Source organism: Zobellella maritima (genome assembly GCF_003075035.1).
GTDB classification, from domain to species: domain Bacteria; phylum Pseudomonadota; class Gammaproteobacteria; order Enterobacterales; family Aeromonadaceae; genus Oceanimonas; species Oceanimonas maritima.
This window is the reverse complement of the sequence record NZ_QCZE01000001.1, coordinates 326,381-339,555: the sequence shown is the minus strand read 5'-3', so window position 1 is coordinate 339,555 and position 13,175 is coordinate 326,381. Positions and strand designations below refer to the sequence as shown.

The 13,175-nt window shown below is 59.1% G+C and carries 10 protein-coding genes; 3 read left to right on the top strand and 7 right to left on the bottom strand.

The window, feature by feature from the left end; genetic code table 11:
• Positions 1-67: 67 nt before the first annotated feature.
• The 3 genes from DCS96_RS19025 to ydiJ form a co-directional block, all read right to left on the bottom strand.
• Positions 68-283: a hotdog fold thioesterase gene (locus DCS96_RS19025; RefSeq protein WP_408645989.1), complete on the bottom strand. Its 216-nt coding sequence runs from the start codon at positions 281-283 to the stop codon at positions 68-70.
• Between the two features lie 395 nt (positions 284-678).
• Complete coding sequence (locus DCS96_RS01585) at positions 679-924, bottom strand: GlsB/YeaQ/YmgE family stress response membrane protein (protein ID WP_116472619.1); 246 nt, start codon at positions 922-924, stop codon at positions 679-681.
• 18 nt (positions 925-942) lie between these two features.
• Entirely contained in the window at positions 943-3,999 is a 3,057-nt protein-coding gene (ydiJ, locus tag DCS96_RS01580) for a D-2-hydroxyglutarate dehydrogenase YdiJ (RefSeq protein WP_116472618.1), read from the bottom strand.
• 386 nt (positions 4,000-4,385) lie between these two features.
• Between ydiJ and DCS96_RS01575 the strand changes: the two genes are divergently transcribed.
• Positions 4,386-5,726 (top strand): Na+/H+ antiporter family protein, encoded by a 1,341-nt coding sequence (locus DCS96_RS01575; RefSeq protein WP_116472617.1) that lies wholly within the window; start codon positions 4,386-4,388, stop codon positions 5,724-5,726.
• On the opposite strand, the gene DCS96_RS01570 is transcribed toward DCS96_RS01575, so the two are convergent.
• The gene (locus tag DCS96_RS01570) at positions 5,723-6,631 is read right to left on the bottom strand and encodes a LysR substrate-binding domain-containing protein (protein WP_116472616.1); all 909 of its coding nucleotides are present in this window, start codon (positions 6,629-6,631) and stop codon (positions 5,723-5,725) included. The genes DCS96_RS01575 and DCS96_RS01570 overlap by 4 nt on opposite strands.
• A 101-nt stretch (positions 6,632-6,732) precedes the next feature.
• Between DCS96_RS01570 and DCS96_RS01565 the strand changes: the two genes are divergently transcribed.
• A complete protein-coding gene (locus tag DCS96_RS01565; RefSeq protein ID WP_116472615.1) occupies positions 6,733-7,548 on the top strand; it encodes a phytanoyl-CoA dioxygenase family protein in 816 nt (271 codons plus the stop codon).
• A 331-nt stretch (positions 7,549-7,879) separates the two neighbouring features.
• On the opposite strand, the gene DCS96_RS01560 is transcribed toward DCS96_RS01565, so the two are convergent.
• A complete protein-coding gene (locus DCS96_RS01560; protein WP_116472614.1) occupies positions 7,880-9,499 on the bottom strand; it encodes a BCCT family transporter in 1,620 nt (539 codons plus the stop codon).
• A gap of 265 nt (positions 9,500-9,764) precedes the next feature.
• Here DCS96_RS01560 and DCS96_RS01555 point away from each other — a divergent pair, with 265 nt between their 5' ends.
• Positions 9,765-10,688 carry a homocysteine S-methyltransferase family protein gene (locus DCS96_RS01555; RefSeq protein ID WP_116472613.1) on the top strand — a complete coding sequence of 308 codons (924 nt, stop codon included), beginning with the start codon at positions 9,765-9,767 and terminating at the stop codon, positions 10,686-10,688.
• Between the two features lie 157 nt (positions 10,689-10,845).
• Here the strand turns inward: DCS96_RS01555 and DCS96_RS01550 are convergent, their stop codons facing one another.
• Positions 10,846-11,325 (bottom strand): methyltransferase family protein, encoded by a 480-nt coding sequence (locus DCS96_RS01550; protein WP_116472612.1) that lies wholly within the window; start codon positions 11,323-11,325, stop codon positions 10,846-10,848.
• 65 nt (positions 11,326-11,390) lie between these two features.
• Entirely contained in the window at positions 11,391-13,172 is a 1,782-nt protein-coding gene (locus DCS96_RS01545) for a SulP family inorganic anion transporter (protein ID WP_116472611.1), read from the bottom strand.
• Positions 13,173-13,175 lie beyond the last annotated feature (3 nt).

Sequence of the window (13,175 nt, the reverse complement as noted above, 5' to 3'; positions counted from 1 at the left end):
GACAGCCCGACTCGCAGAGGCGAGGGCTTCCCTTCACACAGTGAGTGTTACACTAAGATTCACAAGGCTAATCTGGCCGTTTTTGTCTCAACACCGCCATGGTTGATCGGCTGGTCATTACCAGGCGATCTTGCTCATCATGGATGTCGATCTGCCAGACTTGTGTCGTCGCGCCCAAATGGAGGGGACGTGCGGTTCCCATAACAGGGCCGCTTCGTTTGGCGCGGACGTGATTTGCGTTAACCTCCAGACCAACGCAATAATAACCCGCTTCAACGCACATATTGGCAGCTACACTAAACCCAGGGTTTTGTCGGATGCAATCAATGCATCGCCACGTAGCATGCCGAAAGGCGGGTGAGTACGATATTCAACCGGTACAACGCCGCCTGAACTATCGTGATCCACATCACAAAAGGTCATGCCCAACTGGGCTGCGGGCGTATTCTCCAACAGTTGCCCCCAACTGTCCAGCGCAAATTGCGCTTAATTGCATAAAAAGAGGAGCCGAACCGGCTCCTCTGCAGCGTATTTATTGCGACGAGTCTCAAAAATCTCAACGCTACGCCAGCGTTCATGGTCAGATGGTGCCGATGAGATAACCTCTATCCGGCCGTACAACCGATGATTTAATGCCGAAAGGTGTCTGCCCGTCTTCAGCCACAGGAAAGTAGCCCGTCAACCGCTGCTCTTGATCTTGCCCACCACGTAGATCAACAGCACGGCCCCGACCACCGACATGATCAAGGACCCGAGCAGACCGGTGGCGGCAAGACCCAACAGACGGAACAAGAGTCCGCCGAGAAAACCACCGACCAGGCCCACCACTATGTTGCCGAGCAGGCCAAATCCCCGCCCCTTCATCAGGTTGCCGGCAATCCAGCCGGCCAGGCCACCGATAATCAATCCCCAAAAAAGGCCCATATGCTGCTCCTTGTTGTGTTACGCCAACAAGCTTAGCAGAGCCTGAACCGGGTGCTTGATACCCTGGCCTTCCATCCGCTTGACCTGGCTGCGGCAGGAAAAGCCGGTGGCCAGACAGCGCTGTTGCGGCAGCCTGGCCAGCGGCTCCTGCCAACTCAGGCCATACAGGGTCTTGGAGCCTTCCACATGCTGGCTTTCATGGCCATAGGTGCCGGCCATGCCGCAACAGCCCACGGAGACCGGCTCCAGCCTGGCCCCCAGATGCGCGAAGATGCGGCTCCAGTCCTGGTGGGTCGCGGGCTTGGCGGTCTTCTCGGTGCAATGGGCAAACAGGTACCAGGGCTCGCCGGCCAACGGCTTCTGCGCCAGCTTGTCGATCACCTGCAGCAGCCACTCCTGGGGCAGCAGCACCTCGAAGTCGCCCCGGGCCTGACCCAGGACCTTGGCATATTCATCCCGATAGCAGAGCACCAGTGACGGATCCACACCGACCAGAGGAATATTCAGCCGCGCCAGCTGATTGAGGAACTGGGCACTGTCGGCGGCCATGGCGGCGAAGCGACGCAGGAAACCTTTGACATGGGCAGGCTTGCCGTTGGGTCTGAACGGCAGCACCACCGGATTCAGGCCCAGGGCCGTGGCGAGGCGAACCAGGTCATACACCACCTGGGCGTCGTAAAAGGAGGTAAAGGGATCCTGCACTATCAGCACAGTCCTGGCTTTTTCTTCCTCGTTCATGCCCTGCAGCCGCACCAGATCAAACTGGCCGGCCGGGCTGTCGGCCAGCAGCGTCTGCAGGCTGGGCTCGCTGACCAACGGCATGTCCACCATGCCCAGTACCGACCTGGCTCCGGCCTGTACCCATTTATGCTTGATCAGCGGATTCACCAACCTGGGCGCCTTGGCCATCCAGGGACTGTAACTTTCTACCCAGGACACCAGATAATCCTTGGGCGGACGCTGGTAGCGCTGGTGATACATCTGCAGGAAACGGGCCCGGAAGGTGGGCACATCCACCTTGATCGGACACTGGCTGGAGCAGGCCTTGCAGGCCAGGCAACCGTCCATCGCCTCCTTTACTTCATGGGAGAAATCGTATTCCCCCCGGTGTTTCTGCCAGGTGGATTTGACCCGCTCCACCAGGCTCTTGACGCTGGAGCCCCGACTCATTACCGCCGCTTCTTCCGCCAGGGGATCGAAGCCCTGGGCCGACAGCTGGCGCAGCCATTCCCGCACCAGGCCGGCCCGGCCCTTGGGCGAATGACGGCGATCAGCGGTCAGCTTCATCGACGGACACATGGGTGAACGCACATCAAAATCGAAACACAGGCCATTGCCGTTACAGTCCATGGCCTGGGTAAAGCCGTCACGCACATTTACCGGGATCTGCCGGTCGAAGAAGCCCCGCTTGGTGGCGTCCACCGACACCAGTTGTTCCAGGCTGTCGAGCGGGGTGCAGATCTTGCCCGGGTTGAGCCGGTTGAAGGGGTCGAACGCCGACTTGATGCGCCGCAGCTCGGTAAACAGAATTTCGCCGAAGAAGGTGGGGCTGTATTCGGAGCGATAGCCCTTGCCATGTTCGCCCCACATCAGGCCGCCGTATTTGGCGGTGAGCGCGTTCACCCGATCGGAGATTTTCCGCAGCATCACCTCCTGTTCGGGATCCGTCATGTCCAGTGCCGGACGCACATGCAGCACGCCCGCGTCCACATGGCCGAACATGCCGTATTGCAGACCGTGTTCATCGAGTAGGGCCCGGAATTCATTGATATAGTCCGCCAGGTGCTCCGGCGGCACCGCTGTGTCTTCCACGAAGGCCACCGGCTTCTTGCGCCCCTTGGTGTTGCCCAGCAGGCCCACCGCCTTCTTGCGCATACCGTAGATACGGTTGAGCGAGGCCAGATCATCACACACCTGATAACCAATCACCCCGGCCTCGCCCCGCTCGATAAGCCCGTCCAGCCGGGCACAGAGGGCCGAGACCTTCTGTTGCTGGGCCTGCGGGTCCTGATCGGCGTATTCCACCATGTTCAGGCCGTCCATCACCTTGCCCGGCACATCCTGAATAAGATCGCTGACCGAATGCCAGACAATATCTTCCCGGGCCAGGTTGAGTACCCGGGAGTCGACGGTTTCCACCGACAGCGCCTCGGCCTCCACCATCAGCGGCGCATTGCGCAAGGCGGACTGGAAGCTGTCGTATTTGACGTTCACCAGGGTGCGGCAGGCGGGAATGGGGGTCAGATCCAGCCAGGCCTCGGTGATAAAGGCCAGTGATCCCTCGGAGCCGCACAGCAGCCGGGTCAGATCCAGGCAGTGCCGCTCTTTGTCGTAGACATGCTTGAGATCATAGCCGGTCAGGAAGCGGTTGAGCTTGGGAAAGCGCCGCTCGATTTCGTCGGCATGCCCGGTGACGCTGTCATGGACACAGCGATACAGTTCCCCTTCCCGACTGTCTTCGGCCAGCTTGGCGTCCAGTGCCTCGCCGCTGACCGGCCCGGTCTCGATGATGCTGCCGTCCACCAGCACGGCGGTCACCCCCAGCACATGATCCGAGGTCTTGCCATACACCAGGGAGCCCTGACCAGAGGCATCGGTATTGATCATGCCGCCGATGGTCGCCCGGTTGCTGGTTGACAGATCGGGGGAGAAAAACAGCTTATAGGGGGCGACCAGCTGGTTGAGCCGATCCTTGACCATGCCGGTCTGCACCCGCACCTTGCGGCCGTCTGCATCGACCTTCAACAGCTGATGCATATGACGGGACAGGTCCACCACGATATTATCGTTCAGCGACTGGCCGTTGGTGCCGGTACCGCCGCCCCTGGGCGCAAAGCGGATATCCCGGTAGGCGTCCTTGCCGGCCAGGCTCAGCATCACCACCAGATCCTGGGTTGAGCGGGGGAAAACCACAGCCTGGGGCAAGCACTGGTAGACGCTGTTGTCGGTGGCCATCGCCAGCCGGCTGCCATAGCTGCGCTCTATATCACCGCGAAAACCACTGCTGGCCAAAGAATCGAGAAAAGAAAAATAGGTGGGGTTTATCTGCTGCTGCAGATCTAACCTTGGGATCATGCGACCTGTCCCCTGTGTCCTGTAAAATGCATCCGAGAGGCGGCCAGTATACACCCGCCCAGGGTCCTTAGGCGAGGGGCTGAGCCCGCCGATACCGGCCGCGGCGCCATCCGGACTGTCAGCCTTCCAGGACGCACCGAAAACGGTGCCACTCGCCCCATTCATAGCTTTTTAGCTATATAGCTCATATACAGAATGTATTTAATCGCAATATTTGAAGAGTGTTAATTTCCACTCACTCACCAGGTGTTTTCTCGGTGAGCTCCCGTTGTTCCCCGATCTATATGGATTAAAATTCTGCTTTTCACATTAAAAACGGATGCAAATATCAAGGCTATGGACATTGTATTGAAAATGCATGAATCAAATGACAAGGAGTCGTATCAATGAATGCAATCGTGTTGGCCATCCTGGTAATGGTCGGCTTATGTCTGGCCCGGGTATCCGTGGTGTTCTCCCTGGTAGTGGCCGCACTGGTGGGCGGCTGGTATGCGGGGATGTCGGTCGAGGAGATCATCGCCGCCTTCAACAATGGCCTGGGTGGCGGCGCCACTGTTGCGCTGGCCTATGCCACCCTGGGGGCCTTTGCCGTGGCGTTATCGCGCACCGGCATTACCGGGCTGGTATCACAGCATACCCTGAAGATGATCGGCGGAGGTGCCGGCAACGGCCGCCTGAACAGTATCAAATGGACCTTGTTTGGTGCCTTGATCCTGGTGGGCGCAGCCTCGGGTACCATAGTGCCGGTCCATATCGCCTTTATTCCCATCCTGGTCCCTCCCCTGCTGGGACTGATGAGCATGATGCAGCTGGATCGCCGGGCCGTCGCCTGTGTTATCACCTTCAGCATCACCATCATGTATATGACCACACCGGTCGGCTTCGGCACCATTTTCCTCAATGACATCCTCACCAATAATGTCAATGAGGCCGGAGCCGAGCTGGGCATGACGGTTACCGCCGCCATGGCGCCGAAAGCCATGCTGATCCCCGCGGCGGGCATGGTGCTGGGACTGCTGGTCGCGGTATTTTACAGCTATCGCACTCCCCGCCAGTACCGACATTCGGATGTTGCCGTTCAATCCCGGGACGACAATGCAGCCGGCCTGTCACGGCTGCAACTCTTCGTCATCCTGGTGGCCATTGTCGGCGCCCTGACAGTGCAGCTGACCACCGGCTCCATGGTGCTGGGCGGCCTGCTCGGCTTCGCCTTGTTGTCGATGAATGGCATGTTCAAGTGGAAGGAACAGGACGATGTATTTACCCAGGGCATGCGGCTGATGGCACTAATCGGCTTTATCATGATTTCGGCATCCGGCTTTGCCAGCGTGATGAAAGCGTCCGGCGCCATTCCCGAACTGGTCACCAGTTCGACCGCCCTGATCGGCAACAGCCCGGCACTGGCCGCCCTGATCATGCTGCTGGTCGGCCTGTTTATCACCATGGGTATAGGCTCTTCCTTTTCTACCGTGCCCATCATAGCGGCGATTTATGTACCGCTGGCCCTGAGCTTCGGTTTCTCGCCCCTGGCGACCCTGGCATTGGTGGGTACCGCCGGCGCCCTGGGGGATGCGGGCTCACCCGCCTCCGACTCGACCCTGGGACCCACCGCCGGCCTGAATGCGGATGGTCAGCATGATCATATCCGGGATTCGGTGATTCCCACCTTTATCCATTACAACATCCCCCTGATCCTCTTTGGCTGGATAGCCTCACAGGTGCTTTAGTCCGGGTCGGTAACGGTTCGGCCGACAAAGTCCATAAACAGACGTGCCGGCACGGACGCGGTAAACCGCCGTGACCGTGCCAGCACGACCCTTTGCGGTGGAAAGTCATCTACCAGCGGCAGACAGACGATGGGAAAACCGTCGTAGCTGCGATCACCCACCGGCCGGGTACAGGACAGGGCCAGGCCATGGCCATGGGCAACCAGGCCCCTCTGCATCTCAAACGACGCCGTGGTGTATCTGATATTGGGTTTGAGATCCTGATGCCAGAACAGCGACATGAAATACTCCCGGGTTAGCGGTAAATCCTGAAAGATCAGCGGCTCATCGCTGATGTCTGCCAGGGACACCCTTTCTTCCGCCGCCAGCCTGTGCCCGGCCGGTACCAGCACATAGGGTTTCAGCTCATCCAGTACCCGGCTCTCAATCTGCTGCTCCAGGCCCAGATCATAGCTGAGCGCCAGCTCGGCCTTCCCCTCGGTCAACGCCTCACTGACCCCGGCCAGATCCTGCTCCAGCATCAATAACCTGATGCGGGGGTAGCTGCGCCCGAATTCATTGATCAATCGGGGCAGATAATAGGGCGCTATATCCCTGAAACAGGCGATAGCCAGCTGTCCTTCTATCTGATGTTCGTCCTCCTCCATGGTAGCCAGCAGATTGGTCGAGGTGGTCAGGATTAGCTGCGCTTCCTTCAGCAGGGTTTCTCCTTTGGGCGTCAGGCTCACCCCCTGCCCCCGGTGACGCAACAACAGCGGCTGCCCCAGCAGGTTTTCCAGCTGATGAATAGCGATCGACACAGACGGCTGGGAAACATAGAGTGCCTCCGCCGCCTTGCTGATATTGCCGTGCCGGGCAACGGTGACGAAATAGCTGAGCTGGCGGAAGGTAAATGGTATAGCCATTTATCTATATCCTGAATACAAAAAGTGTATTTATAACCTATGTTACTTGCCTGTTAAAGTCATCCCTGTCGTTCATCACCGGACAAGAAGGACTTATCGACATGCAGACACTCAGCCCGACCCTGCTCACCCAGGAGCAAAAAGAGGCCTACGAGCGCGATGGCGCCATCGTCATCAAGGGGGTATTCAAAGACTGGATTGCCCCCCTGCGGGAAGGGTTTGAACAGGTATTGCGCGCCCCGGGGCCCCACGGCCGGGAAAACGTCGCCAGCGGCGCCGGCGGCCGTTTCTTCGAGGATTATTGCAACTGGCAGCGCATCCCCGAATTCAAACGCTGGATAGAAGAGTCGCCGGGAGCTGCCATTGCCGGAGACATCACCGGCTCCGACTATATCCAGGTGTTCCACGAACATATTCTGGTGAAGGAGCCCGGCACCTCAAAGCCCACTCCCTGGCATCAGGATATGCCCTACTACTGCGTCAACGGCGAGAAAACGGCGAGCTACTGGATACCGCTGGATCCGGTCACCAGGGATAACACGCTCCAGGTGGTACTGGGCTCCCACAAGTGGCCCAGTCTGATCCGTCCCAGTCGCTGGTCTACCAATGAATCCTGGTATAATGACGACAGCCAGTTTATGGAAATGCCCGACATCGATGGTGGTGAGTTCGACATCCTGACTCCCGAGCTGGAGCTGGGCGACGCGCTGATCTTCAACTTCAAAACCGTGCACGGGGCGCCGGGCAATCCGACCCGGCGTCGTCGGCGGGCCTTTTCCACCCGTTTTATGGGCGACGATGTACGCTTCGCCGAACGGGGCGGCGCAACGTCACCGCCCTTTACCGGTATCGGCCTGCGGCAGGGTGATATCATGCGCGAAGACTGGTTTCCCGTGGTATGGCGCAGAAATAACTGATCCCCGCCAAGCCGGCCTGGGAGCCGAGCCCCCGCCGGCTCCCTCCCCCTCATCATGACCCGCTAGCAAATCCGGCAGCGCTACATTCAAGCGGATATGTAGCTGTTTCGACCACTCCCTGGGCTGGTTCGGCAAACTGCGCTCGCGCAGGATAACCTCGACCGTGGCCAGCTCCGAATCCACCGCCGCAGACTCGATTTCGATGCGCTCCTCCAGGAAACAAGCGTCCATATGCACAATGCTGTGCTGCGCTATATCATGCACTGATAACACCAGGGAAATTCCTGGGGACTGTCAGTCAGCGATACAGGATAGCGTTAGAGCCGGACGATCAACCGGAAAGGTGATCCGCCTTTCCGGACTCCCTCCTCTTGCCACCATCAGGCCGGGGCACGCCCTGTTTCTGGCTGGCCAGTTCATCGCTGCGTACCTGTTGGGTAACGATGCCCTGCTCATAAGCCATGGCATGGGCCACCCTGGGTCCGGTCCAGAGCACCGGCAACAGCAACAGCGATACGGGCACGGCGGTAAGCACGATAAAGGACTGCAGGGCATTGATGCCGCCCTCCCCCATCTTTAGCAACACCGCGGCCACCAGACCCATGGTCAGCGCCCAGAAAATACGATCCCGGGTACGTGGAGTATGATCACCGCTGATGGCCATGGCAATGGAATAGGCCATGGAATCACCGGTGGTGGCGACGAAGGTCACCGTCAGCACCAGAAATGCCGGCACCATCAGCTCGGCCAACGGCAGTTGCTGGGTAACGGCCAACAGCGCCGCCGGCAGACCGCCATCCTGTAGCGGCTGGGACACGCTACCGGGTACAGCCTGCTCGTAGAAAATGCCGGCGCCACCCAGGCCGGCAAACCAGAAGTTGGTGACCAGCGGTGCCATGATCGCCACCGCCAACACCAGTTCGCGCAGGGTACGACCACGGGAAATCCTGGCGATAAACAACGCCATCATGGGGCCGTAACCGATAAACCAGCCCCAGAAAAATACCGTCCACCAGCCCGACCAGGCGTCATCCTGCCGGTTCAGCGCCATCGGCATGAAATCTTGCAGATAGACGCCCATGCCATTGAGAAAGGCATCGATAATAAAGTTGCCGGGCCCCGCCAGCAAGATGGCGGCCAGCAGCAGCACCGCCAATACCACATTGGCGCTCGACAGCCATTGAATGCCACGCTCTATCCCGGTCGACGCCGACAACGTATAGAGCAGAACCAGGCCGCCCAGTACCGCCAACTGCAACCCGTAGCCGTTATCCCAGCCCAGCAGCGCCTCAAAGCTGAACCCCAGCTGAGTGGCGAGGAAACCGATGGGGCCTATGGTGCCGGCCGCCACCGCGATAATCGACACCACATCGGCCAGGGTGCCCAGCCAGTGATGCTCGATGCGTTCGCCCACCATCGGGTAGAGCAGGGTGCGCGGCCGCATCGCCAGCCCCTTGTGATAATGGGCATAGACCACCACCACTGCCGACAAGGTCCCCAGCGAAGCCCAGGCCAGAAACCCCCAGTGCAGGAAGCTCTGGGCCAGCGCCGCCGATATTGCTGACACCCCGGAATCGACAAACATCGGCGGTGTGGTCATATAGTGGTACATGGGCTCGGCCGCCGACCAGAACACACCGCCGCCAGCCAGCAGGGTGCACATGATCACCGCCAGCCAGCGAAAGGTCGAGCTCTCGGGCCGTCCCTTGCCCCCAAGGCGGATATCTCCATAGCGGGACAAGCCCAATACCAGCGCCACCACCAGATTGGCCAGCATCCAGACCTGCCACAAGGGGCCAAACACATCCGCCGCCCAGGCGAAGCCGGTGTTGATCCAGTCGGTCATCTGATTGAGGTCGAAAAAGGCGAGTAACACGAAGAGGAGCAGGAAGCCGCCGCTGAGGCTGGTAACGAGGCGTTGTTCGGATAAGCAGGATTCAGGAGGTTTCATTACGTCACTTTGTTCAATGCATGAACGCGCCAATTCTACACATTCAGCACTAAAAAGCGAAATAACCCGGCCGTGCAGATAAAGATAACGGATATGAACAATTAATTATCATCAAATGCCAATCCTGATAAAAATATCCCTATTTTACCCAGAAAAAAATATTCCCATTCCGGCCGTCGCCCCCCCATGTCCTGTTCCCGGCCTTGCCCCGCCTCGGAAACAACCCTATGATCATCGAAATTTTTCAATAAAAACATAGTATTAAATGAAAACAATATCCACCTATCCGATCATTATGGATGGCGGCATGGGCCGCGAGCTCCAGCGTATCGGCGCGCCTTTCAGGCAGCCTGAATGGTCTGCTCAAGCCTTGATTGAAGCCCCGCAGTTTGTCTCACAGGCCCATGAACATTTTCTGGCAGCAGGTGCCGAGGTCATCACCACCAACACCTATGCGCTGGTGCCTTTTCATATCGGAGAGAAGCGCTTCAAGCAAGCCGGCAGTCGCCTGATCGAACAGGCCGCCGGCCTGGCCCGTAAAAGTGCAAACGGGTATCCAGGTGTCGCCGTGGCCGGCTGCCTTCCTCCGGCACTGGGATCTTATCGACCCGACCTGTTTTCGGCAGACAGTGCCCGGCCGATTATCGATCTTTTGATACAGCACCAGCAACCGTACGTGGATTTTTGGCTGGCCGAAACGGTGTCATCCATTGCCGAAGCCGAGCTGATTGCACACAGTGTCTTGCCGACCAATAAAGCACTGTGGTTGGCCTTTACCATTCAGGATGAGGTTGATGGAGAGCCCCGGTTGCGCTCCGGAGAAACCGTGTTTGAAGCCGTCGGCTGGCTGGATAAGACCCGGCTGTCCGCCATCCTGTTCAACTGCAGCTGTGCCGAAGTGATGGAAGCAGCCATTACCACAGCCAGGAAGGCCTTGGCTGGCTTAGGCCTGGAGCAAGACATCCGGCTGGGAGTTTATGCCAACAGCTTCCTCCCCATCGGTGACGCGCACCAAGCCAATGACGGGCTCTGCACACTCAGGGAAGATCTGACCCCAGAGGCTTACCGCGATTTCGCCCGATTATGGATGAAGGCCGGCGCCAGCATCATTGGCGGCTGCTGCGGCGTTACTCCCTCTCATATCCAGGAGCTGGCCGCCCTCAAAGAAGATATCCGTATCGAACCTTAATCACCGCCTGTTCTGGTTCGCACCGGCCTTCACCTTGTTAATTCTCGCCTGCTCGGTGAGTAACATGCCCATGGCCTGCCGGGCGACGCCAGAGTGAGGGGGAAGGCCAATTCCAATTGGTCTTCCCCCTCAGGCTGTGATGGAGCAGGTTCCGCCTTCATATCCAGCGCCTGACCCTGGCACAGTAATTGAGGTAGGCGTCCCCGAAACGCTGCGCCAGGATACGCTCTTCGGGCATAATCTGAAAACGGTTCATATAGCCGACATAACCGGCAAGCAGCAGCAGGTTGGCCAGCTGCCCAAGCCACATGAACCAGGCCAGCAACAGCAGCAAATCCCCCAGATAAATCGGATTGCGTGACCAACGAAACACGCCGGTCACTACCAACCGGGAAGCATTGCCGGGCCGCAGCGGATTGACCGTGGTCCTGGCCCTGAGCAGGGCGCCGGCGGCACTGCCGATCAGCAACAGGCCGCCACCCAGCAGCAAACCGATCACCAGATCCGGCCATATCAGCACAAAACGACCAATACCAAACTCTTGGGCGCATACCCACATCATTATCCCGAACAAGGCCACCACCAAGGGAGGCGGTATCAACAGGGCCAGGGATACGCCGGGCTTATCGGTGCTCATGGTGACCTTCCTCTACGACAGTTAATTAATCGCTGCTAATGCTGCTACACCGGCACAGGGAACGCTCACCGGCCATGGCCGCCGGCACTCGTTAGAGGCACGATTTTGCCGACCTCCTGTTCCGGGGGGGCCGTCTCCGGTGCGACCGACGCCGGTGCCTCGGCCTCCCGGTAATGTCGGGTCTCGAGCAAGGCCTGGTAGGTATCGGGATAGATATGGATACCTTCTTCCCCCACCCGGATCCCGGCCTGTTTGAACCAATGAGTCATTTGGGTCCTCCTTCCCGCCATCACCATCTGAACTCCCCGACGTTTCAGCTCCTTGTGCAGCTCGGCCACCATGCTCATCACGCTGATATCCTGATGGGTAAAGCAGGCTACCGCATCGATCACCAGACACTTGGGCGTCACCGCTTCCTGCGCCAGCAGATGCAGCACCCGGCGCTTGAAGTAGGAGGCATTAAAATAGGTCAGCGGCGAGTTGAAACGATAAATCAAGACCCCGGGAATGGCTTTGACCTTCTCGCTGCGGCCCATGGTATGCACGACCCCGGCTTCGTTCATGCCGAGCAGCTGTTCGGTGGGACGCATGACATTGCGCAGAAACTGAAACAGGCCGAGCAACACCGCCAGGGTAATGCCCGGGATCACCCCCATGGAAAGCACGCTGATAAAGGTGATGCCCGCCAGCCAGAACGCCGAGCTGTCGGAATAACGCAGGGCCCACTGCCCCTTGACGTCGATCAGTGACACCGATGCCATGATCAGCACCACCCCCAGGGCCGCGGTGGGGATATATTGCAGCGGCGCCGTCAGATAGAAGGTGACCAGGGCGATGGCGGCGGCGGCAATAATGGATACCAGCTGGCTTTTGCCGCCGTTGGCATCGTTGACCGCGGTGCGCGAATCGGCACCGCTGATGGCAAATCCCTGGGACACCGCCGAGGCCAGGTTGGCAAAGCCCAGGGCCCGGAATTCCTTGTCCGCATCGATTTCATAGCCATTCCTGGCGGCGAAACTACGGGCGGTCAGCATCATGGAAACAAAGCTCACCATCGCCAGGTTCAATGCCGGCAACACCAGTTCCCGCATCAGCCCGGGCGGGAACTCGGGTATTTGCAGCAGGGCCGCCGAGCCCACTGTGCCCACGGTGGCAATGCCCAGCGAGCCGAGATCCAGCGCCCATACCAGGCCGCCGCTGACGGCCAGCGCCAGCATGCTACCCGGCCATTGGGGTCGAAACCGCTTGCAGAGCAACATCAACACCAGGGTAAGCAGGCTGATCCCCAGGGTGGGCAGATGGATGCGGGAAAAATAGCCCAGGCTCTCGGCAATCCGCTCGATCAAATGACGCTGATCGAAGGTAAACCCCAATACCTTGGAAAGCTGGCCCACTATGATGGTAATGGCGACCCCGTTGAGCAGCCCCATCAGGATGGGCCGGGACAGGAAGTCCGCCAGCACCCCCAGTTTGAAACGGCTGGCGATAAGACACCAGATTCCGGTCATCGCCGTCATGGTCATCACCAGCTGCCAATGGCGGCTTGCATCACCGGCCGCCAGCGGCGTAACCACGGCGGCAATCACGGCACAGGTGGCCGCATCCGGTCCCACGATCAATTGCCGGGAGGTGCCGAACAAGGCATAGGCGACCATGGGTAAAATACAGGAATAAAGACCGACGATGGCCCCCACCCCCGCCAGTTCCGCATAGGCGATAGCAACCGGCAAGGCCACCGCCGCCACCGACAGGCCGGCCCGCAGATCCGGCACCAGCCAGGAGCGCTGATAATGAAGCAATACCGCAAGCCCAGGCATCCAGCGCGCCAGGGAAAATAATTCGCTCATTAT